Genomic DNA, 23,159 nt, shown 5'->3' with positions numbered 1-23,159 from the left:
TGAAGTTAGAATTTAAGTTTAGTCAACGCTCAAGAGTTCTTCCTGGTATGAAGGAAGTATGCTTAGAAATCTTGCAACCGTTTCATTTACTGATTGTTCGGACCGGCCTCCCGATGCGTTCTTATGTCCGCCACCGCTGAAATGGGTACTGGCCAGGTCTCTCACCGAGAATGTGCCCACCGACCGGAATGAGATTTTAACCTCTCCTTTTCGTTCGATGAACATGGCCGACATCACTACATTTTCGACCTGCAAGCCATAATTCACGATGCCTTCCGTTTCGCCGGATGACGAGTTGAATTTTTGCAGTTCTGCCTCGGTAAGTACCATATATGCCGTGCGGTACTCGGGTAACACAACGAGTTTCTGAGAAAGCACATAACCCAGGAACTGCAGGCGCGAAAGCGGCGCATTGTCGTAGATCAGCCGGTGCACGCGGCTCGAATCGAAGCCTGTGCGCATTAAGTCGGCTACCGCTAGATGCACCGCGGGCGTTACATTACCGTGCCTGAACGAGCCGGTGTCGGTCATAATGCCGGCGTAGAGGCATTCGGCCATCGGAATATCGAAGAGCTGTTCGGCAGGTAAGCCGCCTTCCATTTCTTTCACAAGTTCGTACACCAGCTGTGCCGTAGCCGCAGCTTTGGTATCCCAAACCATCCATTTCGCAAAATGTTCCGGTTCGAGGTGGTGGTCGATCATCATTTTTGGTGCGGCCGCATCCTGAACTACTTTTCCGAGGTCCTTCAAACGTGATAATGCCGAAAAATCAAGGCAGCAGATCAATGTCGCCTGCTCGATCTTTTTTTTGCACTTTCCTTGCTCGGAAGCCTTCTCATATACCAGCACATTTTCCATGCCCGAAAGCCAGCGAAGGTTCGCAGCATAGTCGGTAGGGCTGATAACCGTCACTTCATGTCCTTTTTTGAGCAAATAACTGGCCCAACCCAGGGACGAACCCAATGCATCGGCATCCGGGTCACGGTGCATTGTGATAACAATTTTTTGGGGTTGGGATAAAAAAGAGCGAAGCTCTCCAATGATTTGATTCACAGTTACTTAGTTCAAAAGAGGTATTTCCTGTTTGCTTAGAGCCCACAAAATTAACAAAACTGTTGGGATTTGCTTCATTATGCCCGGTAAAGGCTGGCAATCAGGCGGTGATTTAATATAAGACGGGCGTTTACGGACGAAAGGTTCGGGGATATAGGCTGAAAAATAGTAGCTTTGCACCCAAAATCAACTTAGCCAAGTACGTATGCCAACAAATAAGACATTTACCATGATCAAGCCTGATGCTGTGCAGGATGGTCATTCAGGTTCAATCATCAAAATGATCGAAGCAGCAGGATTCCGGATTGTGGCCCTGAAAAAAACCTTACTTACTCCCGAGCGTGCGGGAGAATTCTACGCAGTGCACAAAGAGCGTCCTTTCTATAATGATCTTTGCAAGTATATGTCATCCGGAGCGATCGTCCCGATGATCCTCGAAAAAGAGAACGCGGTGGCTGATTTCCGGACTTTGATCGGTGCTACCAACCCTGCCAATGCAGAGGAAGGCACGATCCGCAAGTTGTATGCAAAATCGATCGAAGCGAATGCGATCCACGGGTCGGATTCAGACGAAAATGCTGAAATCGAAGGAAACTTCTTCTTCTCGCATATTGAGCAGTTCTGAGAAGATTAGCTTATAAAAATAAGAACCCCGGAGCCTGAGCTTCGGGGTTCTTATTTTATATAAGTATGATTAACTCAATTCACTACAAAACTTTTACATAAACGCTGTCAAGCACTTGAATGTAACCGTTATTTGTTTCTACATCTTTTCTGTTGATTTTGGCACCATTAAAAGTCACCACAGTGTCCTTCTTCGCGACATTAAGTTTCAGCGTGCCAGCGGTCTCAAGAGTTCCGGCGTCAAACTCACCGTATTTCTTTACAGACTTGATAACGTGATTGTTGAGAAACGCCTTTGCTTCAGTATCAGTAATTAGCTTCGAACTGAATATTTTGGCTTTATTGAAAGCGGCATTAGATGGAGCCAATAGCGTTTGATTCTGTGACCTGAAAGCGTCGCTTTGACCTGCCCGCTCCATGATATCCTTCAACATGCTAAATTCTGGATTTTCTGATATTACGTCGGTCATCGCCTTCCGTTTTACGACATCGTTGCTGTCTTCCTTACAAGAAATCAAAATCGTTGAAAATAGCCCTGCTGCCAAAAAAAATGCTGCCCAACGCCCCCCAAAACGGTTTTTTTTCATAGCTTTCCAAGTGGTTAATTTTTGTAAAACTAATGTAAAATGTAGTTTGATAGAATTTGTAACCATAAATTTTTAATCCTAATCCCATAATAACCATGCTAAAATTGAGACGATTGATCGTCGCCGGAGCAGCCGTTCTGATGCTTAACTCGGCGTTTTTCGCGCTGAAAGGCCCATCTGCCGATCCATTGAAGAAGCCTGTCAAATTATTCAACGGGAAAGACCTCAAAGGCTGGACCGTCCACGGTACCGAGAAATGGTACGTCGATGGCGGCGAGCTCATCTGTGAAAGCGGCCCCGACAAGAAGTACGGCTACCTCACTACCGACAAGTTTTACAAGAACTTCGACCTGTCCCTCAAATTCAGGCAAGAGGCGAATGGTAACAGCGGCGTATTCTTCCGCTCGACGGTAACTGGTACCAAAGTTTCGGGCTGGCAGGTAGAAGTGGCGCCGCCAAACCACGACACGGGCGGTATTTATGAGTCGTACGGCCGCAACTGGCTCGTACAGATCCCCGACGAAAAAGAAGGTTTCCTGAAAATGGGTGAATGGAACACGCTGCGCATCCGCGCGGAAGGCGACCGCACCCAAACCTGGCTCAACGGCCACGAAATGGTAGACCTTACCGATGCTAAAATCGGTGCGGGCGAAGGCTCTATCGCATTGCAGATCCACGACGGCGGCGGTATCAAGGTGCGCTGGAAGGATATCCTGCTCGAAGAGCTCTAAAACCGGCGGTTTTTCATTCCGTCAGCGGGCATATTCATCCCGCTGAAACCGGCACTTCGTCGGAAATCACTTACCAAACGGCTTCATGGCCAATAGATTTGTGTCAGCAGTTACACATAATCTATTAGCCATGAAGCTTTTTTATTGTCTGTTACTATTCGTTACCCCGACGGTTTTTGCCCAAAAGAGCATCCAGGGCAAGGTGACCGACCAGAGGGGAAATGCATTGCCCGGTGCGAATGTGTTCCTTAAAGGCACCTACGACGGCGGAACGACCGATGCGAACGGCGTTTTTGCATTCCAGACGTCTGAGTCCGACACGGCAACCATCGCTGCGAGCTATGTCGGGTTCGAGGTTTTTGAGAAGAAGATTAATCTGAAAGAAAGTATTCCCGCAATGTCCATTAAACTTGAAGAGCTGGCCAACGAACTGAATACCGTGGTGATTACCGCGGGCGCATTTGAGGCGTCGGACGAGAAGAGAATGGCTATGCTGAAACCGCTGGATATTGTAACTACGGCGGGCGCAGCGGCGGATATTACCGGCGCCATGCAATTTTTGCCGGGTGCACAGCGCGTAGGGGAGCAGGAGGGGCTATTCGTCCGCGGCGGCTCCGGTCAGGAAACGAAGATCGTGATCGACGGGATGATCGTCCAGAACCCGTTTTTCAGCTCGTTACCCGACGTGCAGTCGCGGGGGCGGTTCAATCCGTTTATGTTTAAAGGTACTTCGTTCAGTACCGGCGGCTATTCGGCGCAGTACGGGCAGGCATTGTCGTCGGTTTTGTTACTGAATACGACCGACAAGGTTAGCAATAATGGGTTGGGTATTAGTTTGAACCTGGCGAATGCGGGTTTGAATTATGATTATGCCAATAAAAACCAATCGGTGTCCGCCGTGGTGTATTATGGCAATTTGCGGCCGTTGTTTAAGCTGGTAAAACAAAATGTGGAATGGATCCACGTGCCGGAATTCAAAGGCTCTTCACTGACCTACCGCTGGAAGCCGACCAAAAATGGTGTGCTCAAAGTCTACGGCATGTATTCCGACAGCCATCTGAGCATGAATAGCAACGACCCGTCCTCGGATACCGGCAAAATGCGCCTGGTTTTAAAAAACAACAATGCATTCACCACGAGCACCTACACCGACTCCTGGGCCGACGGCCGCTGGACGTTGAATTCCGGCATTTCATATAGCCGCAACAAGGACAATATGACCTATGACGGCGCCAATTTCGACCGTTTCGACGAGCGTACGCAGGCACGCGTTGTGCTCACACGCCTGCTTACGGGAAACAATACCATACTCTTTGGAGCCGAGGCGCATGCCATTAATCTCGGTAATGGCGCAGGAGGCCAGCTTTACCGATTGAAAGACCGCTATACCGCCGCATTCGTGGAGTCGGAGATTTATATTACCCGTGCATTGGCTGGAAGGATCGGCGTACGGAGCGAATATTCTTCGATCATCGGCCGGGCCAATATTGCTCCAAGGCTGTCATTCGCCTACAAAACCGGCCGGTACAGCCAGATTTCCCTAGCCGCGGGACAGTTCTATCAAAACCCCGATTACCGCTATTTGTATTTAAATAAATCCCTCCAATACGAGCGCGCCGACCATTTGATCCTCAATTACCAGATTATCAAAAACCAGCGTACGTTCCGGGTAGAGACATTTTATAAAAATTACGCGCAACTCGTCCGCGAATTTACCGGCCAGAAATACGATGCCGATCCATACCGCTTCCCCTGGGGCGCGACCAACAATGGCGGCGACGGTTATGCGCGCGGCTTCGACTTCTTCTGGCGCGACCAGAAATCCATCAAGAACCTCGATTACTGGGTTACTTACAGTTTTGTGGATTCAAAAAGGCTCTTTCAGCAATATGCCCAATCCGCCACGCCTACCTTTATTTCGAACCATAATATCAGTCTCATTACCAAAAAATGGTTCGAAAAGGCCAAAACCAACCTGAGCGCGACTTACGCATTCACCAGCGGGCGGCCTTACTACAATCCCAATAATGAAGAATTCCTGAAAGACCGCACGCCGTCGGTACATAATGTGAGCATTCAGGCCAGCAAGCTGCAAAGCATCAAAGGGAACCTGGTGATATTTTATGCCACGGTCGATAATATCCTTAATACCCGCAATGTATTCACGTACCGCTACACGCCCGACGGGCAGACGCGCTACGCCGTGGGCCCGCAGAGTTACCGAAGCTTTTTCGTGGGGATGCAGATCATGCTTTCCAGGAAAGCCAAAGTGGAGAAAGACGAATTTTAATATTAAACAACCAGCATTTTAAAACTGACAAAACAATGAAAAAGCTATTCACATTCGGATTACTGTTTGTGCTTGCCACGAGCATCGCATGGTCGCAGAACGAAAAGTATACCCAGGCCATGGGCGACGGCATTAAAGCATTGAACGGTATCGACCGCTCGAAACCCGACCCGAAAAGCCTCGTGGATATTGCCAATCGGTTCGAGCGCATCGCCGCCGCAGAACCCAAGGAATGGCTGCCGAAATACTATGCGGCCTATGCGAATGTGCTTCTCGGGTTCGTAGCACCAACCCTGACGGAAAAAGACCAGTATCTGGATAAAGCAAATGCCTTATTGAAAGACGCGGAAGGCATTGCGGGCAAGCCGAACGACGAGCTGGAAGTTTTGAAAGCTTATCAATCCCAAATACACCTTGCGGCCGATCCGATGAACCGCTGGCAGGCGGATGGCGAGAAGTTCTCTGGCTATTTGCAATCGGCGAAATCGATCAATGCCGAGAACCCGCGAATTTATTACCTCGAAGGTTCGAGCCTGTTCTTTACACCGGAGGAATATGGCGGCGGGAAAAAGGTGGCGAAGCCGATGCTCGAAAAAGCACAGCAAAAATTTGGCGCCTTCAAGCCGGAAACCGCTATTCACCCGGATTGGGGCAAAATGGAAACCGAATGGATGCTTTCTCAGACAAACTGATATTAACGTTTAGGGTTTTTTAGCATGGACGATAACAAGACGAAGCCGTTGCGCATGACAGCCTCATCGCTGGACGGAAGGGATTTCAGTAACATGGATCTGGAAAATGCAGATTTCAGCTTTTCGAGCTTGAAGGATATTAACTTCGACGGGGCCAATCTGCGCAATGCAAAACTTCGTTTCTCGGCCCTCGACCGGACGACTTTCCGTAACTCCGATCTGCGGAATGCGGATCTGAGTTTCAGTAGTCTTTCGGACGTGGACCTTAGCGGGGCAAGGGTTGAGGGGGCTAATTTCAGTTTTACGTCACAGGAAAAATCATTCAAATGGCAGGATTTCAGCCTGATCGCCATCATTCAGAACCAGGGTTGGATCGGCACGCTGGTGGCAGCATTTCTTGGCGCAGTGATATTGTATGGCTTTAATGCCATCGCGTATTTCACCGCGGAGCTGTCGTTTACCGAAGAGCCGGTCCGGCTGGCTTTCTATAAGTACCTCGTAATACTCAACATCGCGACCGGCGTATGCACGATCCTGATCACGCAGGGGCTTACGACCTGGCTGGATATGATTGTCAAAAGCCTGCTGGCCAAGCATATCATCTTATCTGTCGTCGTCTTTTTATTTGATAGTCTGTTGGCGGTTGGGATGCACCAGCTTTTTGCGACCAACATTGTGAGCGATTACATTGCGCATTACCCGGCCGAGCCTTCGCAAAATGCCCCCTGGTATTGGTATTCATGGGCACCCATCGCGATCGCGAACGTGTTTTACTTCCTGAGCCGCGAAGGCCGGCAAATTTCCCGCAAGATTTCAGATCAGGAATATCAATTATTAAATCTTGAAAAACTGAAAACGAGAGCCGAGCTGGATGCATTGCAGGCACGCATTAACCCGCATTTTTTATATAACTCACTGAACAGCATTGCCAGCCTCGTACACGAGAATCCCGACAAGGCAGAGGAAATGACGCTGCTGCTTTCCAAACTCTTCCGCTACACCACAGGGCGGAAAACCAGTGATTATTTTGATACCATTGAAAATGAGCTGGAAATGGTAGAAACCTATCTGCAAGTCGAGAAAGTGCGGTTTGGCGATCGGTTGCGGTTTACGGTGGAGGTCGAGGAAGAATCTTTGAAAAGTCTTTACGTGCCTAAATTTATTTTGCAACCGATCGTCGAGAATGCCATCAAGCACGGCATTTCGCGGATGGCCGATCAGGGGAATATCGTGGTGAAGATTTATGAAAAGGACCAATGGCTGCATTTGTGCGTGCACGACAATGGGCCGGCATTCTCAGATACGCTCGGTGCCGGTTACGGCATGCGCAGTATTCAGGACAAGCTGAAATTGCTCTACGGCGACCATGCCCGTTTGGAACTGCACAACCAACCGCATAAATCGGTTAATATTGCCATCCAGAAATCCGCTATTGAACAACATCAACAATCCAACCATGCATTTTCCGCTTAAAACCATCCTGATCGACGACGAACAGCTTGCGTTGAGCCGCCTCAGGAGGTTGCTCGAAAAGTATACCGACACTTTCGACATCGTGTCAGAAGCCAAAAACGGCGCCGAAGGACTGGTTGAAATCGACAAACACCAGCCCGACGTTATTTTTCTCGACATTGAAATGCCTCTGCTGAACGGCTTCGAAATGCTTTCCAAGCTTACCAAAATGCCGTTAGTGGTGTTTTCGACAGCCTATGACCAATACGCGATCCGTGCTTTTGAAGAAAATTCCGTGGACTACCTGCTGAAACCGGTGGAGAACGATCGGCTGCTGAAAACCATTGAAAAGATCAGGAACATTACCCAGGCGGGTAATGGGCATTCGGGCGGTTTCAACCCCTATTCGGAAAACCTGCTGAGGCTGCTGGAAGAAATGAAGCCTAAGAGGGAGATATTTTCGTTGTCGGTCAAATCCGGCGACCGCATTCTGCTGATACCGCTGACGGAGATCACGCATTTCGAAGCGGAGGAAAAATACGTTTTCCTGAATACGCTCGACGGGCAGAAATACCTGCTCAACTACACGCTCACCTCGCTCGAAGAGAAGCTTCCCGCGCATTACCTGCGCGTGAGCCGGGCAGGAATTGTCAACTCCCACCATATCAAGGAAATCCAGAAACACTTCAACGGGAAGTATGTGATCGTGATGCGCGATCGCAAGGCTTCTCAGGTCACCAGCGGCAGTACCTATGGCGACGCTATCCGCCATCTTCTTGATAATTAATCGAATTACACCCTGATTGTACCGGAATATTCATTTTGTAGACCTGATTCTTATTCCTAAATTGCGCCCTCGTTTAAATTTCCATTGTTATTTTGGAGGTTAATGCGTTGTCGGTCAGGGCTTTCTGATTGGCCAGGGGCGAAGGCAGGAATGAATTGTGCAGGTTTTCGGCACACATTGACAGGTTGCTGCGTATTTGATTACTGGCAAACTGATTCCTGAAATAACCCGGAGCGGCCGAAAATCATTCCCGATGGCAGGCGCTTCGATCATGTTGTTTTTGTTTTGTTAAAAAAGGTTAAAAGGAGTCGGGAGTAATGAAGGAGCTCATTGATACGGGCAATCTGCCAAAACACATCGCCGTTATCATGGACGGTAACGGAAGATGGGCCCAGAACCAGGGTGCAGCGCGTGTGTTTGGTCACCGCAATGCGATCAAGGCAGTGAGGGAAGTGACGGAAGGATGTGCGGAGCTCGGGGTTTCTTGCTTGACGTTGTATGCTTTTTCAACCGAAAACTGGGCACGCCCGGAATTTGAAGTAAGGGCACTGATGGAACTGCTCGTGCAATCGATAGGCAACGAGCTGCCTACCATGATGAAAAACAATGTGAAGCTCGACACGATCGGGGATACGGGCAGCCTGCCACGCAGCTGCCAGAACCAGCTCGGAAAAGCAATCGAAGCGACACGCAACAATACGGGCCTGAATCTCATCTTGGCATTGGGTTACAGTGGCAAGTGGGACATTACCCAGGCAGCACGCAAAATAGCCGAGGATGTTCGTAACGGCATTTTGCTACCCGAAGAAATTAATGAGGAAGTAGTAGCAGGTAACTTGTCGACGGGCAGCCGCCCCGAGGTGGACCTGATGCTGCGCACGGGCGGTGACCACAGGATCAGCAACTTCCTGCTTTGGCAACTGGCCTATTCTGAACTGTATTTTTATGAGGATCTTTTCTGGCCCGACTTCCGCCGGGAGCATTTGTACGAGGCGATACTTTCGTATCAGAATCGCGAAAGACGCTTCGGCAAAACGGGTGAACAAATTAAAGCGAATGGTGCTAAGTAGAATTATATGAACCCAGTGAAAAATTTGAATAAATCATTAGCACATCTCAAAGGCCTTTCTGCATTAATCCTGCTATGCTGCTGTGTTTCAGTACAGGCACAGCGTGTAGGCCTGGGAGGCGCAAAACCAACCGCTGCCCCGACCAATCTGGGCATCGATCCGGCCAACCCCAAAGAATACACGATTGCAGAAGTGACCGTTTCGGGTACCCAGTTCCTCGACCCTAACTCGATGATCTCCATTTCCGGCCTGAAACCGGGTGACAAAATCCGTATTCCAGGGCCGGCGGTAACGTCGTCTATCAAGAAAATGATGGACTTCGGAACGCTCGACGATGTGGAAATCATGGCTACCAAGATCGAAGCCGAGAAGGTTTGGCTGAATATCCACATTAAAGAACGTCCAAGACTTTACAAAGTGTCGTTCTCGGGTATCCGTAAGGGCGAGCGCGAGACGCTGAATGACAAGGTGAAGCTGATCAAAGGCCGTGTGATCACGCCGACGATCATTAAGAATACCCAGCTGGTTATCAAGAAGTATTATATGGATAAAGGCTTTTACTATACCAAAGTAAAAGTCCTCCAAATCCCCGATTCAACGCGTGGTCAGGCTACTTTGAACTTCACGATTACGAAGGGTAAAAAAGTCAAGATCCAGAAAATCAACATCGAAGGCAATACGGCTATCAGCGACCAGTTGCTGAAACGTAAGATGAAAGGCACCAAGCAGCGACGCATCGGACGTCTTTTCAACCCATCTAAATACATTCCTAAGAAATACGACGAGGATAAGGAGAAGCTGATCGCCTACTACCGTAAAAACGGTTACCGTGATGCGACTATCCAGTTCGATACCATCATAAACGGCGACCAGACGATCAGCATCGATATGAAGATCGACGAAGGTCAGAAATATTATTACCGGAATATCACCTGGTCGGGTAACTACCTGTATCCCTCGCAGTACCTGAGCGACCGCCTGGGTGTGAAGAAGGGCGATGTGTACAATCCTGAGGAACTTGAAAAGAAAATCAACGGTATTCCGGGATCGGACGTTAGTTCAATTTATATGGATGACGGTTACCTGTATTTCCACATCGACCCGACCGAGAGAGCTGTTGAAGGCGACTCTATCGACGTAGAGCTACGCATGTTCGAGGGCAAGCAGGCAACGATCAACCGCATTCTCCTGAACGGTAACACCAAAACCAGCGACCGTGTGGTATTGCGCGAGCTATTTACGCTGCCAGGCCAGAAATTCAGCAAAACGGAGATCATCAACACCCAGCGCCAATTGTCGCAAATGGGTTATTTTGACCCTGAAAAAATCCAGATCAACCCGATCCCTAACCAGGCCGACGGTACGGTGGATATCGAATATACAGTAGAAGAAAAACCATCCGACCAGATCGAACTTTCAGGTGGATGGGGCGGTTACATCGGTTTTGTGGGAACGCTTGGATTAGTTTTTAATAACTTCTCCATTAAAAACATCCCGAACCGAGAAACATGGCGCCCATTGCCTTCCGGCGACGGACAAAAGCTTTCATTGCGCTTCCAGGCGAACGGTAAGCAGTACCAGACCTACTCGCTGTCGTTCAGTGAGCCTTGGTTGGGCGGTAAAAAGCCGATCAACTTCGGGGTTTCGTTTCAGCGCACGGTTTACCGCATGACGGATTTGAGCTCGTATTATGGTTATAACACGAGCGGAGGTGGCGGAAGAGTAAGCTACCGCGGAGGATATTACAACAATGGTATCACGCTTTCACTCGGTCGCCGTCTGAAAGAGCCGGATCGTAACCTCGTGATGACGCACTCGCTATCATACCAGCGTTACCGTCTCGACAGCCTTGACATTTTCCGGATCGGTTACAGCAAAGGGGTCTCGAACAACATTTCGTTTAACACAACGATCTCGCGGAACACATTGAGTGATTTCCAATTCCCGAGAAGTGGTAGCAATATCTCATTGAGCGCGACTTTCACGCCACCTTACTCGGTGTTCAGAAAGAAAGCCTTCTCCGACAAAACCGATACTTACCGCTGGGTGGAATACCACAAATGGATGTTCGATGCGAGCTACTATGCGACTATCGTCGGAAAACTGGTGTTGAGCACGCGGGCCCATATGGGTTTCCTGGGTGCATACGGAAACAAGGTAGGTTACAGCCCGTTCGGTCGCTTTATTCTTGGCGGTTCGGGTCTGGCAGGCCAGGGTACTTTCTCGCTCGCGGACCAGGACATCATAGGTCTCCGTGGTTACCAGGATCAGAAAGTAGGGCCATTGGCTGCTAATGGTTATCCTGCATCGGGTGGAGGTATTGTTTACAATAAATATGTGATGGAACTTCGGTACCCCGTCTCGCTCAACCCGCAGGCGACGATCTTTATACTCGGTTTTGCCGAAGGTGGTAATAACTGGGGCAGTTACAGCGAATTCAACCCGTTCGATCTGAAACGTTCTGCGGGCGTAGGTGCGCGGATTTTCATGCCCGCGTTCGGTTTGCTTGGTATCGACTGGGGGTACGGATTCGACAAAATCCAGGGGCAGAACACCCGGAGCGGACCACAGTTCCACTTTACAATCGGCCAGCAAATCAGATAATAATCTGAGGGAGGCATTCGTTAAGAGGTTTGCAAATTATATTAGCAGCTTGGCATGAAGAAGATTTTTATTTTACTAGTTTTGTCAATTCTATGCAGCTCAGCACTATATGCCCAGAAGATCGGGTATACGGACATGGAGTTCATTACCAGTAAAATGCCCGAATACCAGGCCGCTCAGGCAGAGATGAAGAAATTCACTGACAAGTGGTCGCAGGAAATCCGGGACAAATTTGCCGAGGTCGACCGCATGCAGCGTGCCTACATGGCAGAGGAAATCTTGCTGACCGATGAGCTGAAAAGGAAGAGGCAGGGTGAAATCAGGGAGAAGGAGCTTGAAGCAGGCGAATACAACAGTAAGATATTCGGCGTTGAGGGCGTGATGTTCCAGAAGAAAAAGGAACTGATGAAGCCCGTACTTGAAAAAGTACAGCGAGCAGTGACTAAGGTTTGCAGCCAGCGCAGGCTCGATTTTATGTTCGATAAATCCAGCGACATAGGCATGCTCTACACCAATCCGAAACACGATTATTCGGACTACGTGATGGAGGAACTAGGGATCGACCCGAAAGCCAATAAAGCAGGAGGCAATGACAAAACAGGAGGCACTGACAAAGCCGGTAAAACAGAACAGCCGGCCCAGCAGCAGCCAGGGGCACCTGCGCAAAACTCACCGAAACAAAAAAGTACAACCAGTAAACTTAAATAAGTAACAGAGCAATGAAACAAAAATTGATGGCAATTCTGGTCGTGATGACCATAATCACCACCCCTCTCTTAGCCCAGACTACCCCGGCAGGCGGGCCTACTAAAATAGGTTACACGAATGTCGACTACATAATCGGCAAATTGCCGGAAGCAAAAGTGATGCAAAATCAGCTGGAAGTTACCAAAGCGCAGCTGGACAAGGCTATCGGGGAAACTTACAAAGAGGCTCAGGAGAAGTACGAGGCATACCAAAAGAACGGTCCGAGCATGACCGACGTTATTCGCGCTGATAAAGAGAAAGAGCTTCAAAACCTTTCGACCCGCATCGAAGAAATGCGTAACAATGCACAGACTTCTCTGCAAACGAAACAGCAGCAATTGCTCGAACCGATCCTGACAAAAGTTAACAATGCAATCCAGGAAGTAGGAAAAGAAAGCGGCTTCCTTTTTATCCTGAATATGGATGCAGGACAGGGAACAACGCCTATCATCCTGTTCGCAGCATCGGAAGACAACAATGCTACAAACCTGATTCTTCGTAAACTGGGTGTTGATCCCGACAAAGTAGAAGCAGCGGCACCGGCAGCAACAACGCCAGCGGCGAAACCTGCGTCAGCTCCTGCTACCACTCCGGCAACCGCCCCAAAGAAAAAATAATAAAGTAAATATTGAACTTTAAAAACCGGAGCGCAGTCTTAAAAAGGATTGCACTCCGGTTTTTGCTTTGAGTATCGAAAGGTGGTCGGCTTGCTTTATTAATAAACCCGTCCAGAATGCTGTATTTGAAAAGTACAAACTGATTTAATCCGCGGGCAGGCACTTTTGCGGATTTCAATTTTACAACTAATCACAGAGCATTCTATACAGGATTTAGTAGTTTTGCGTTAAGATCAGAGTGTTCTTTCACTCATGGAATTAATTATATTTTTGATGTCATGCTAACAAAAGGAATTCATAAAATACTGATACTTCTGATACCCGTTTTTGTAGTACTGAGGGCGCAGGGGCAGGATAATATGAAAAACAATACCTCAACGGGCCCGTTACAACTTGTGTTCCCAGCGGAGGCGGAGTGGAATGTGCTTTATGAAGGAAAGGAGGTTAATTTTCACCTTCAGGCCAAAGGAGGGAAGAGCGATTCGTTAAGGTATTCGGTAGCTAGCGGCCTGGTGAAGGATATGAAATTCGATTCTACGGGTCATTTCGTGTGGACGCCTGGTTTCGATATCGCCGACCGGATCAACACTACCAAATCATTTCCGGTTGTCTTTGAAGGACAAAATAGTGCCGGTGAAACTGCATCGCGCGAGATTGTCTTTAAAGTAAACCACGTAAACCGGCCACCGCAGGTTGACGAGTTGCAACCGTTCTATGTTCAATACAAAACACAGAATGTTTACAAGATCGATATGGGTGCGGTGCGGGATCAGGACGGCGATCCGATCGTGTTCGTTCCCATTCTGGAAGAAATGCCGGAAGGGATGAAATTGTCCGCTGCAGGGGAGATTACCTGGGAGCCTTCGAGCCAGCAGTTTGCTATCCTCAAAAAGGGGCCGCGGTACATGGAGTTTTATGTGGAAGACCAACCTTCGAAAGCACGTACGAAAGGCCGTCTGAAGTTGGATGTGACCCAAATGGACCTCGCGCCTGATTTTACGATTATTCCCCAGAATACAGTTGTCCGCAGTGCGGAGAATAACCGCATTAACCTGCGATTCACATTGTCGGACCCAAACGGGGAGGAAGATATTACAACATTCAATTTTATCTCGGAAAACAAAAATGTCCCGCAGAGTGCATTGGTGAAAAATACGCCAACAAGCTACGAGTTCATTTGGGAGCCGGGCTATGAATTTGTAAAAGATCCGTTTGACACACTCTCATTCAATATTATTTTTTACGTGCTTGATAAGGCTCAGAACAAGAAGGAGCGTACGATCAAGTTTGTAATTAAGAATACCGTGGATGAAAGCTTGCGCGACACCTACGTGTATAACCTGTACCGGGGCTCGCTGGTGAATGCGTGGGGGTTGATCGAGCAAATGACCGAAAAGGAAGGCCAGTTAAAAAGGGCTTATACCCGTGCTAAAAAAGGCAAGCGCAGCAGATCACTGTTAAACGCCTCGCTGGGAGCCACCACGGGCTTGGCGCCGGTAATTGCTACAAAAGACCAGCAGACCCGAGGCTACATTACCACCATTGGTGGTACCACCGTCGCGACGGTCGGAACGCTGGAGGCAACAGAGGTGATTGGGAAGTCGGTGAATGGTTTGCTCGACCGTTTCAACTACGTAATGCAGAAGAAGAACGAGCTGCAAAATAAAGGTGACGTGTTCGCACGTGAATGGGGCCAGAAATCCGCCCGCCGCCAGCCTGACTTTATCAGAAAGCTCGACGAATTCAAGGCGTTGATGAACCTCAGCGGCCTCGTAGCATTGGAACTGGATGCCAACTGGGAGAATAAGAAAGAAGCGACAGATGTAGCAATTAAGAAGACCTTTAAAGACTTTGTTCCGTACACTAAAGACGAGAACTAATTCCAGGATACTACCAATAAAAAAGAGAGCTAAATGCTCTCTTTTTTATTTTCATCCTCTTCTTCCTCCGTGGAGGTAGGTGTCGGAATATCATTTCGTGGATCACTTTCAGCTGCGGTAATTTCCGTTGAAGCAGACCCCTGAAAATCACCGGCCCCTTCCTCCCTTTCTCCTTCCTCCCTTTCCTCCTTCACGCTATCTTCGTCAGGCCCGTGGGCATGAAAACTTCCCTGGAATATCAGAATGCTGCAGACACCTAGAAAAATACAGGAATCGGCAATGTTAAAGATCGGTGTGGAGTAATACTGCCCGCCCCAAACGGGTACCCAGTCGGGAATGAAACCTTCCCAGAAGTCCACGAAGATCATATCGATTACTTGCCCGTGGAACCAGGGCGTTGGTGAGCCGTAGGGCGCATTGCCCAGCAGCACACCGTAAAATGTGCTGTCGATCACATTACCGACCGCTCCGGCGAGGATCATTGCCAATGCCCAAAGCAAGCCTTTGGAAGCTCCTGCACGCGCCAGGTGGATCATATAACCGCCGATGGCTACCATAGCGACGAGGCGGAACAACGTCAGGAATAGTTTACCGTATTCGTGCCCTAGTTGCATGCCGAAAGCCATGCCGGGATTTAGTACATAATGCAATTTCAACCAATCCCCGATCAGCGCGATCTGTCCTGAAAAACCGGGTTGCATATATTCGTGAACCAGTAATTTGGAAGCCTGATCAATTCCGATAAGGAGTACGCTAAGAAGTAGGTAGGGAGTTGGGTTTCTGGATTGGTTCATTCGGTTTTTAATACAATGGACAAATTTTGGAATGCGAAAGTAATAACTTACTTATAAAGAACCGATTCCTCTTCTCTTCAATTCACTTTTAACTAACAAAAACTCACGGCTGCTTTGGCCCGCAATGGAAGTGTTCTCTTCGGCACGGCGGATCAGATATGGCAACACGGCATCGATAGGGCCGTAAGGGACGTATTTGGCCACATTGTAGCCGGCCTTTGCCAGGTTGAAGGAGATATTGTCGCTCATGCCGAGCAACTGCGCGAACCAGATGCGGTCGTCGTTGCGTTCAATGCCGAGCTTCTTCATTTTGAGGGCACAATATTGAGAGCTGTACTCATTGTGCGTTCCAAGGCAGATCGAAATGTGTTCGAGGCGATCGAGGCAGAAGTCGATCGCGTGATTATAATCGTCGTCGGTGGCCTCCTTGGATGTGTGAATAGGGTTGAAATACTCTTGCTCGCGAGCGCGGAGCCTTTCCTTTTCCATGTAAGCGCCACGCACCAACTTGCCTCCGATGTAATAGCCTTTCTGGCGTGCATCGAGGAAAGCGGTTTTCAAGGCTTCAAGCGTTTCGTGGCGGTAGAGCTGGTAGGTGTTGTAAACAATGGGCCGCTCGCGGTTGAACTGCTGCATCATTTCATAAGCCAGGTCGTCGATCACGCCCTGTATCCAGCTTTCTTCGGCATCGATGAATATCCGCACCTGATGTTCGTACGCGTGTGTACATAGGCGTTGTACCCGCTCACGTGCACGTTCGAAGGCCGCTTTTTCTTCATCCGACAGTTCGTCTTTCCGCTGAACCTTTTCGAGCAGGTCGGATGACGCTACGCCGGTGATTTTAAATACTGAAAAAGGAATGGTATCCGAGCCTGTCGCTTTGTCGATCGTTTTAAGGATTTCGGCCGCAGTTGCGTCGAAACTGGCTTCTTTATCTTCTCCTTCAACCGAATAATCCAGTATCGTTCCGATACCCGACTGGTGCAGGGAAGTGATGGTTGCGTCACAGTCGTTAATCGTCTCACCGCCACAGAATTGTTCAAAAATCGTGACCCGGATGAGATTTTTTATAGGTAAGTTGAGTTTTAGCGCGAGCTTTATAAAAAAAGTGCCTAAATTTACGACTCGAGCCTGATTCATAAGGCTGAATAACCAGTATGTCTTCCTTAGTTTAGCGTCTGATTTGGATGCAAAGGCAACGGAAGTATCTTCAAAAAATACAGGTATTTGGTCGTTTGGGGACGGATATGCCATTTTTGATGTACGTTTTTCCTGAGTAACTGTTTAACAATTCATTATCTGACCACAGGAAGAAAGTAATACAAGTTAAGAAGTTGATTGACTTTTGTGGGGTCAAATGTACGGGCATTCGAAGAAATACGCATAATACCGGATCAAAATATTACAATTATCAATTTTTTATTAAGGACAAGTTTTTGAGTATGAATGCTTCTTTAGATATCCTACCGCTTAGCAGTTGGATCAATACCGAAGGTAAGCCTTTGGTAATCGCCGGGCCTTGCAGCGCAGAGACCGAGGAACAAATGTTAGAAACCGCAACCCAGATCAAAGAGGAAGGATTTGCGCACGTGATCCGTGCAGGGGTGTGGAAACCGAGAACTCGTCCAGGCAGCTTTGAAGGCATGGGAGAGGCAGCTTTGCCATGGTTGCAAGCGGTGAAACAGCAAACAGGTTTGCCTGTGGCTGTGGAAGTTGCTACGCCTCAGCATATCGAACTGGCATTGAAATACGGCGTTGATATCCTTTGGGTTGGTGCACGTACAACCGTGAACCCATTCAACGTACAGGAACTTGCTGATGCCCTGAAAGGAATTGATGTACCTGTATTGGTTAAAAACCCTGTAAACCCCGACCTGCAACTGTGGGTAGGAGCCCTGGAACGTCTGAACCAGGCTGGCGTGAAAAAACTCGGTGCAATCCACCGCGGTTTCTCGAACGCACAGGAGCACAAGTTTCGTAACTCTCCCATGTGGAACATCGCGATCGAATTGAAAACGATTTTCCCTCAGTTGCCAGTTATCGGTGACCCTAGCCACATGGCTGGAAAGCGTGCTTACCTGTACGAAATCGCTCAGCGCGCGCTTGACCTTCATTACGATGGTCTGATCATCGAATCGCACCGCGATCCGGACAAAGCATGGTCTGACGCTGCACAACAGCTTACGCCTGCTGCATTGGGACAAATGCTGCACGACCTGCACGTTCGTAAAGAATCTTACGGCAGCGATTACGCCTCGCAACTGGAAATTATCCGCGGCAAAATCGACAACCTCGACCGCGAATTGCTCGAAACTTTGGCAAACCGCATGGCCCTGGTTGAAAAACTGGCCGAATACAAACGCGATAACAACGTAGCCGCTTACCAGGTTGACCGTTTCCGCGAAGTATTGGAAACGCGCGCTGGCTGGGGCAGAAGCATGAATCTGTATCCAAACCTGGTGGACGAATTGTTCAAACTCGTTCACATGGAGTCGATCCGCAAGCAAACCGAGGTGATGAACCAGGTGAATGCCTAAGATCAGGATTGATCATAAATGCAAAAGCCGCTCAGCAATGGGCGGTTTTTTCTTTTTGTAGCTGGTTCTTTCAAATATTCTTTTCCTTCAAAACCCTGGTGATTTCCTTAGCCCAGATTTGATACGCTTTGGTATTCAAATGCTTTTTGTCGACCGCATATTCTGCACGCAGGCCGGTCGAATCTGAAATGTAGCGGTTCAGATCAATGTAAGTGATCTTGTTTTGGGTGCAAAATGAAATAAGGAATTCATTTAATGCATCGACTTCCTTTTTACTTGAATATTCATTTTGCTCGTAAACTGTCAACGTCACCACCGGCGTAATGCCGTTTTGCATGAGCATTTCAAGCATCGTTTTAAAGTTTGCCTGAATATTTTCTTGCCTCACACCCAATGTAATGTCATTGATTCCCCCTTTAATGAAGCAAACTTTCGGATGCAGGTCGATGACGTGCGATTGGATCAGTTGAAGGAAATGATAGGTAGCCTGCCCGGGTAATGCATTGTTCATTACATCGGTTCTGCCCAGCAGCTCGACCCATTTGCCTTGCGCGGTAATGGAGTTGCCGTACATGACAATCGCCGGGTTGCCTCTTATCCTCACAAAACGCTGCGCGATCTTATCGCGATAGACGTAGCCGAGAACCAAAAAAGTCAAGATCAGGGCCGCATTCAGCGTAAGTGAGAGGGTCAGCAGCCGTTGGTTCTTCATTTGGAATATAAATCGTACGCTTTTTCGCCCAGGTTGAAGCATCGGCGGCAGCGTGCCTCGTACAAATCCGTCTCGCCCAGGAGTACACGCTCATTCGATGGCGAAAGGCGGTAGGAGTGCGACGCAACTTCCCCGCAAACCATGCAAACTGCATGAACTTTGGTGACATATTCCGCAATGGCCATCAGTTGGGGCATGGAGCCGAAGGGTTTACCCATATAATCCATATCCAGGCCGGCAATGATCACCCGCTTGCCACCGTTCGCCAGCTGGTCGCATATTTCCACGATCCCTTCGTCAAAAAACTGGGCTTCGTCGAAACCTACAACCTCGCAATTTTGCGCCAGGCCTGATATTTGCTGCGACGATTGTACGGGTATCGAAGGAATCGAATTGTCATTGTGTGAAACAATGTTCTCTTCGTGGTATCGTTTATCAAGCGCAGGTTTGAAAATCTGAATCTTTTGTCGGGCAATTTTGGCACGGTTGAGTCTGCGGATAAGTTCTTCGGTTTTTCCGGAGAACATGGATCCGCAAATAACTTCGATCCAGCCGGTACGGGGATTTTGAAATTCTCTTCTGTGAGATGGTTCTACAAACATACTTTGGTGCCGAACCGACCGGTTGAAAGGTCGATTTTTATTTTATATTTACAAATCAAACATATTTTTCCCAACACTACGTTACCAAAATTGCTTATTCGTTATGCCGGATAATCTGAATTCAATCGCACTCAACCAGTACTCCGCACGGTTCACAACAACAGTTCTGAACGAAGTGTACAGGTCGCAGGACGTCGTTACCGGTGCCGGATTATTAAAACTGACACCCGTACGACAGGTCAACCTGGGTATTCTCAACCGCCTGTTCGAAGAATGGAAAAACAACGCCGAAGCCTTCCGCAGCCCTTATTTTGATTTTTCCAATGATGATGTAAAAAGTGCGTTGGAAGAATTCATGAATACGGCCTCGCAGCACATCGCTGTCAAACGGGCGGACCTCGAACCACTACTGGCCGATTCGGTGAAAGAATCGTTGAAATTGCTCCTGGCGCCCGCCGTTTATTTCGAAGACAAGATCAGGGCTGTTCCTGACGTGGAGTTTACGCACGAAAAAGCCGAACAACTCGTGAAATATACGCACATCCACCGGGGTGTCGCCGAAGCATTACTGGGCCGCCTGACAGACAGTGGGTCCGATTCGGTGTACCAGACACAGGCCGTGAGCTGGTTGTACGAATTTAAAGACAATGCCGATCTGATCGACGATAAGGAACAGCATCTGGTACAATTCGCAGAAGTATTCCCGATCAATATCGGCGAATTGCACATTCAGGAAGTGGGAAAAGCTACTCCGCAGCACCAGAAGCACGAATCGTTCTTCGACTCGGCATTCAGCCAGTTGGAGCCGGGTACTGTCCGCTCCGCTGCTCCGCGTGCCGAACCCGCATCCGCGGTGATCAGCGAGATTGTCGCCAAAGCCAATGTAGGGTCAGGCCCGGAAAGGGATTCGTTGAACAGTCGTTTCAAAGTAGATCTGCCGAAGCCTTCCGACGACCAATCGTACGGAAGCGTGCCGGTAAAGGTTGAAAACATCGCAGGCAGCATTCCGCTAGGTCAGCGTTTTATGTTTGTAAACCAGCTTTTCGACCGTAACAGTGAGCATTTCGACAAAGCGATTTACGAGCTGGATCGCGTGAAAAGTTTCGAGGAAGCCGAAAACCTAATCTGGCATCGCTATGCTTCCAAATATGCGTGGGATGTGAATGGAGAGGCAGTTACTGCGTTGCTTGCGATCGTCAAGCGCAAGTTTGCTTCATAAAAAGGACTTTAAATACTGAATTAATGCGCCGGGAGCTCAAACCTTCCGGCGCATTTTATTTATCCTACGATCTGCTGGAACATCGCGCGTGCTTTTTGCAACTCGTTGGCGTCAATGGTGAGTAGTTCCTTTTGTTCTCTGGCAAAATCCACCAGCCGTTCGGTGGGCATATTGCCCACGAGATCGTCCTGCGCCATGGGGCAGCCGCCATATCCAAGCAATGCGCCGTCGAAGCGACGACAGCCGGCATCATAAGCAGCCTGTACCTTCTCACGCCAGTCGTTCGGGCGGCTGTGGAAATGTGCACCGAATTCCAATTCGGGATAATGTGGTATTAATGCGGTAAATAGCCAGCCGATATCATTCACCTGCGCGACGCCGACAGTATCTGCCAGCGAAAATGTGTTCACGCCTAGTCGTGACAATTTTTCCACCCATTCCATCACGATCTCCGGTGCCCACGCATCACCATAAGGATTGCCAAAACCCATCGAGATGTAAATTACGAGCTCCTTTTTATACTTCGCACACAGTTCGGCAATGCGCTTCACCCGCTCGAACGACTCAGCAATGGTCGCCTGCGTGTTCCGCATTTGAAATGTCTCCGAAATGGAAAAGGGATAGCCAAGGCTACCGATCTGCCCGAATGCACAGGCATCCGCCGCACCACGCTCGTTGGCGACGATAGCAAGCAGGCTGGTATTGCTGCCTGAAAGATCCAGCCGTTCGGTAATCCAGGCGGTGTCCCGCATTTGAGGGATCGCCTTGGGCGACACAAAACTTCCAAAGTCAATCGTATCAAAACCGACCCGGAGGAGCTGGTTAAGATATTCGAGCTTGATCTCCGACGGGATGAAGGGGTGAAAGCCTTGCCAGGCATCGCGGGGGCATTCGATGAACTTCATATTTCGATGATTGAATGACTGTATAGGTTTGACCTCCCTGACTACTCTTGACTTTCTGACTAGCGTGCTACTTAACAAATGTGCCCGGAACGGACTTAAAAAACAAAGACTGCAATCAGGTAGTTCTTGAAAGCTACCTGATTGCAGTCTTTGTTTGCGAATGGCGTGCACGAAGCAAGAGTTTCGCGCTTTCTCTATTTCAAAATCGGGGCGAGATCGGCTTCGTTTTCGGCCAACCAGGCGGTGATTTCTTCGACGATCTGGCGGATGCCAATTTTCGGTTCCCAGCCCGTCAATGCGGTTACTTTGGTGTTGTCGGTAACGTAAAGGCGGATATCGGCAGTCCGGTTCTCGGGAACGACTTTGATCGGAATGGTTTTGCCGGTTACCTCCTGGCAGATTTTCGTAAGCTCCTGCAATGAAGCGCTGCTTTGCAAGCCGCCGCCGGCATTCAGGATTTCGCCATTCACTTTATCGAGGTTATGCAGCTGCCAGTCGATCAGATTGAAAAGATCGGCCACGTGCAGCATGTCGCGGATTTGTTTCCCGGTACCGCCGTATCCGAAATAGCCGAGCTGTTGTTCGAAATAGTGCTTCGCGATCCAGAGCACCATTACGCCCTGATCAACCTTGCCCATTTGCCAGGGACCGGTAATCACGCCACAGCGGTTAATGACCGTTTTCATGTTATAAAACTCATTATATTCCTGAATGATCAACTCGGAAGCGAGCTTCGTGGTACCGTAAAGGGACCTTGCGCCGTTCAGCGGGAAGTCCTCACCGATGCCTTTGGAAGAAACGCCCGGTACCGGTTGCTCATCCGACAATGCGAAACGGGTTTCTTCTTCCACGAAATTTAGTGTCTCGATCGTCTTGATCGGGTAAACCCGGCTGGTGGAAAGGAAAATGAAACCAGCCTTATGCTTCAATGCATAATTGAGGCAGTTGACAGTGCCTACCAGGTTAGTATTGATCAGGTAATCGGGCGTGCCATCCAACCCGGCCAATACCGATGGCTCTGCGGAGGCTTCGATCACCGTGTCGACGGCTGGAATGGAGTCGAAATCTTCTTTATTACGGATGTCGCCGTGGACGAATTCCACGCCTGCTTTTTTGAGGCGGGAAATGTTCAGTTCGGAGCCTCTCCTTTTAAGGTTGTCCAATGCGTAAACCTGATAATCAGGGTAATTGGTTTTCAAGGCTATGGCCAGCGAAGAGCCCACAAAACCGGCTCCACCGGTGATCAGAATTTTCAT

General features: G+C 48.9%; 21 protein-coding genes. 13 read left to right on the top strand and 8 right to left on the bottom strand.

Features of this window, described 5'->3' with window-relative positions; translation table 11 throughout:
* Positions 1 to 18: 18 nt before the first annotated feature.
* Positions 19 to 1,053, bottom strand: coding sequence for a DHH family phosphoesterase (locus tag IEY24_RS18860; RefSeq protein WP_188934874.1), 1,035 nt, complete (start codon positions 1,051 to 1,053; stop codon positions 19 to 21).
* A gap of 205 nt (positions 1,054 to 1,258) precedes the next feature.
* Here IEY24_RS18860 and IEY24_RS18855 point away from each other — a divergent pair, with 205 nt between their 5' ends.
* Positions 1,259 to 1,678, top strand: coding sequence for a nucleoside-diphosphate kinase (locus tag IEY24_RS18855; protein WP_188934872.1), 420 nt, complete (start codon positions 1,259 to 1,261; stop codon positions 1,676 to 1,678).
* Between the two features lie 82 nt (positions 1,679 to 1,760).
* Here the strand turns inward: IEY24_RS18855 and IEY24_RS18850 are convergent, their stop codons facing one another.
* Positions 1,761 to 2,264, bottom strand: a complete 504-nt coding sequence (locus tag IEY24_RS18850) for a fasciclin domain-containing protein (RefSeq protein ID WP_188934870.1) — start codon at positions 2,262 to 2,264, stop codon at positions 1,761 to 1,763.
* A 95-nt stretch (positions 2,265 to 2,359) separates the two neighbouring features.
* Here IEY24_RS18850 and IEY24_RS18845 point away from each other — a divergent pair, with 95 nt between their 5' ends.
* The 10 genes from IEY24_RS18845 to IEY24_RS18800 all read left to right on the top strand — a co-directional run bounded on the left by IEY24_RS18845 (position 2,360) and on the right by IEY24_RS18800 (position 15,134).
* Complete coding sequence (locus tag IEY24_RS18845) at positions 2,360 to 2,995, top strand: 3-keto-disaccharide hydrolase (RefSeq protein WP_188934868.1); 636 nt, start codon at positions 2,360 to 2,362, stop codon at positions 2,993 to 2,995.
* Positions 2,996 to 3,125: 130 nt separating this feature from the next.
* The gene (locus tag IEY24_RS18840; protein ID WP_188934866.1) at positions 3,126 to 5,285 is read left to right on the top strand and encodes a TonB-dependent receptor; all 2,160 of its coding nucleotides are present in this window, start codon (positions 3,126 to 3,128) and stop codon (positions 5,283 to 5,285) included.
* A gap of 35 nt (positions 5,286 to 5,320) precedes the next feature.
* Positions 5,321 to 5,977, top strand: a complete 657-nt coding sequence (locus IEY24_RS18835; RefSeq protein ID WP_188934864.1) for a hypothetical protein — start codon at positions 5,321 to 5,323, stop codon at positions 5,975 to 5,977.
* Between the two features lie 24 nt (positions 5,978 to 6,001).
* A complete protein-coding gene (locus IEY24_RS18830) occupies positions 6,002 to 7,450 on the top strand; it encodes a histidine kinase (RefSeq protein ID WP_188934862.1) in 1,449 nt (482 codons plus the stop codon).
* Positions 7,434 to 8,216 (top strand): LytR/AlgR family response regulator transcription factor, encoded by a 783-nt coding sequence (locus IEY24_RS18825; RefSeq protein ID WP_188934861.1) that lies wholly within the window; start codon positions 7,434 to 7,436, stop codon positions 8,214 to 8,216. Before IEY24_RS18830 ends, IEY24_RS18825 begins: the two co-directional genes overlap by 17 nt.
* A 317-nt stretch (positions 8,217 to 8,533) precedes the next feature.
* The gene (gene uppS, locus IEY24_RS18820; protein WP_188934859.1) at positions 8,534 to 9,286 is read left to right on the top strand and encodes an undecaprenyl pyrophosphate synthase; all 753 of its coding nucleotides are present in this window, start codon (positions 8,534 to 8,536) and stop codon (positions 9,284 to 9,286) included.
* 6 nt (positions 9,287 to 9,292) lie between these two features.
* Positions 9,293 to 11,890, top strand: coding sequence for an outer membrane protein assembly factor BamA (gene bamA, locus IEY24_RS18815; protein WP_188934857.1), 2,598 nt, complete (start codon positions 9,293 to 9,295; stop codon positions 11,888 to 11,890).
* 54 nt (positions 11,891 to 11,944) lie between these two features.
* Complete coding sequence (locus IEY24_RS18810; protein ID WP_188934855.1) at positions 11,945 to 12,598, top strand: OmpH/Skp family outer membrane protein; 654 nt, start codon at positions 11,945 to 11,947, stop codon at positions 12,596 to 12,598.
* Positions 12,599 to 12,609: 11 nt separating this feature from the next.
* Complete coding sequence (locus IEY24_RS18805) at positions 12,610 to 13,254, top strand: OmpH/Skp family outer membrane protein (protein WP_188934853.1); 645 nt, start codon at positions 12,610 to 12,612, stop codon at positions 13,252 to 13,254.
* A 278-nt stretch (positions 13,255 to 13,532) separates the two neighbouring features.
* A complete protein-coding gene (locus tag IEY24_RS18800; protein ID WP_188934851.1) occupies positions 13,533 to 15,134 on the top strand; it encodes a hypothetical protein in 1,602 nt (533 codons plus the stop codon).
* Positions 15,135 to 15,163: 29 nt separating this feature from the next.
* Here the strand turns inward: IEY24_RS18800 and IEY24_RS18795 are convergent, their stop codons facing one another.
* A complete protein-coding gene (locus tag IEY24_RS18795) occupies positions 15,164 to 15,928 on the bottom strand; it encodes a lipoprotein signal peptidase (protein WP_188934849.1) in 765 nt (254 codons plus the stop codon).
* Between the two features lie 51 nt (positions 15,929 to 15,979).
* Positions 15,980 to 17,182: a proline dehydrogenase family protein gene (locus tag IEY24_RS18790; RefSeq protein WP_188934847.1), complete on the bottom strand. Its 1,203-nt coding sequence runs from the start codon at positions 17,180 to 17,182 to the stop codon at positions 15,980 to 15,982.
* 188 nt (positions 17,183 to 17,370) lie between these two features.
* On the opposite strand from IEY24_RS18790, the gene IEY24_RS18785 reads away from it, so the two are divergent.
* Positions 17,371 to 18,465: a chorismate mutase gene (locus tag IEY24_RS18785; protein WP_188934845.1), complete on the top strand. Its 1,095-nt coding sequence runs from the start codon at positions 17,371 to 17,373 to the stop codon at positions 18,463 to 18,465.
* 70 nt (positions 18,466 to 18,535) lie between these two features.
* Here the strand turns inward: IEY24_RS18785 and IEY24_RS18780 are convergent, their stop codons facing one another.
* Positions 18,536 to 19,177, bottom strand: coding sequence for an SGNH/GDSL hydrolase family protein (locus IEY24_RS18780; protein ID WP_188934843.1), 642 nt, complete (start codon positions 19,175 to 19,177; stop codon positions 18,536 to 18,538).
* Positions 19,174 to 19,779, bottom strand: coding sequence for a thymidine kinase (locus tag IEY24_RS18775; RefSeq protein ID WP_188934841.1), 606 nt, complete (start codon positions 19,777 to 19,779; stop codon positions 19,174 to 19,176). Before IEY24_RS18775 ends, IEY24_RS18780 begins: the two co-directional genes overlap by 4 nt.
* Before the next feature lie 103 nt (positions 19,780 to 19,882).
* Here IEY24_RS18775 and IEY24_RS18770 point away from each other — a divergent pair, with 103 nt between their 5' ends.
* Positions 19,883 to 20,998, top strand: a complete 1,116-nt coding sequence (locus tag IEY24_RS18770; protein WP_188934839.1) for a DUF8457 domain-containing protein — start codon at positions 19,883 to 19,885, stop codon at positions 20,996 to 20,998.
* A gap of 59 nt (positions 20,999 to 21,057) precedes the next feature.
* Here the strand turns inward: IEY24_RS18770 and IEY24_RS18765 are convergent, their stop codons facing one another.
* Positions 21,058 to 21,903 (bottom strand): hydroxymethylglutaryl-CoA lyase, encoded by an 846-nt coding sequence (locus IEY24_RS18765; RefSeq protein WP_188934837.1) that lies wholly within the window; start codon positions 21,901 to 21,903, stop codon positions 21,058 to 21,060.
* 194 nt (positions 21,904 to 22,097) lie between these two features.
* Positions 22,098 to 23,159 carry an NAD-dependent epimerase/dehydratase family protein gene (locus tag IEY24_RS18760; protein WP_188934835.1) on the bottom strand — a complete coding sequence of 354 codons (1,062 nt, stop codon included), beginning with the start codon at positions 23,157 to 23,159 and terminating at the stop codon, positions 22,098 to 22,100.

It is taken from the genome of Dyadobacter endophyticus, from assembly GCF_014641595.1.
GTDB lineage: Bacteria > Bacteroidota > Bacteroidia > Cytophagales > Spirosomataceae > Dyadobacter > Dyadobacter endophyticus.
This window is presented reverse-complemented; position numbering and strand designations above follow the sequence as displayed.

Bases quoted from the DNA above. Each gene is read 5' to 3' on its own strand.
- IEY24_RS18780 (WP_188934843.1), bottom strand. From the start codon at position 19,177: ATGAAGAACCAACGGCTGCTGACCCTCTCACTTACGCTGAATGCGGCC.
- IEY24_RS18800 (WP_188934851.1), top strand. From the start codon at position 13,533: ATGCTAACAAAAGGAATTCATAAAATACTGATACTTCTGATACCCGTT.
- IEY24_RS18785 (WP_188934845.1), top strand. From the start codon at position 17,371: ATGAATGCTTCTTTAGATATCCTACCGCTTAGCAGTTGGATCAATACC.
- IEY24_RS18850 (WP_188934870.1), bottom strand. From the start codon at position 2,264: ATGAAAAAAAACCGTTTTGGGGGGCGTTGGGCAGCATTTTTTTTGGCA.
- IEY24_RS18810 (WP_188934855.1), top strand. From the start codon at position 11,945: ATGAAGAAGATTTTTATTTTACTAGTTTTGTCAATTCTATGCAGCTCA.
- IEY24_RS18795 (WP_188934849.1), bottom strand. From the start codon at position 15,928: ATGAACCAATCCAGAAACCCAACTCCCTACCTACTTCTTAGCGTACTC.
- IEY24_RS18855 (WP_188934872.1), top strand. From the start codon at position 1,259: ATGCCAACAAATAAGACATTTACCATGATCAAGCCTGATGCTGTGCAG.
- bamA (WP_188934857.1), top strand. From the start codon at position 9,293: ATGAACCCAGTGAAAAATTTGAATAAATCATTAGCACATCTCAAAGGC.
- IEY24_RS18765 (WP_188934837.1), bottom strand. From the start codon at position 21,903: ATGAAGTTCATCGAATGCCCCCGCGATGCCTGGCAAGGCTTTCACCCC.
- IEY24_RS18770 (WP_188934839.1), top strand. From the start codon at position 19,883: ATGCCGGATAATCTGAATTCAATCGCACTCAACCAGTACTCCGCACGG.
- IEY24_RS18775 (WP_188934841.1), bottom strand. From the start codon at position 19,779: ATGTTTGTAGAACCATCTCACAGAAGAGAATTTCAAAATCCCCGTACC.
- IEY24_RS18805 (WP_188934853.1), top strand. From the start codon at position 12,610: ATGAAACAAAAATTGATGGCAATTCTGGTCGTGATGACCATAATCACC.
- IEY24_RS18790 (WP_188934847.1), bottom strand. From the start codon at position 17,182: ATGGCATATCCGTCCCCAAACGACCAAATACCTGTATTTTTTGAAGAT.
- IEY24_RS18760 (WP_188934835.1), bottom strand. From the start codon at position 23,159: ATGAAAATTCTGATCACCGGTGGAGCCGGTTTTGTGGGCTCTTCGCTG.
- uppS (WP_188934859.1), top strand. From the start codon at position 8,534: ATGAAGGAGCTCATTGATACGGGCAATCTGCCAAAACACATCGCCGTT.
- IEY24_RS18835 (WP_188934864.1), top strand. From the start codon at position 5,321: ATGAAAAAGCTATTCACATTCGGATTACTGTTTGTGCTTGCCACGAGC.
- IEY24_RS18845 (WP_188934868.1), top strand. From the start codon at position 2,360: ATGCTAAAATTGAGACGATTGATCGTCGCCGGAGCAGCCGTTCTGATG.
- IEY24_RS18830 (WP_188934862.1), top strand. From the start codon at position 6,002: ATGGACGATAACAAGACGAAGCCGTTGCGCATGACAGCCTCATCGCTG.
- IEY24_RS18825 (WP_188934861.1), top strand. From the start codon at position 7,434: ATGCATTTTCCGCTTAAAACCATCCTGATCGACGACGAACAGCTTGCG.
- IEY24_RS18840 (WP_188934866.1), top strand. From the start codon at position 3,126: ATGAAGCTTTTTTATTGTCTGTTACTATTCGTTACCCCGACGGTTTTT.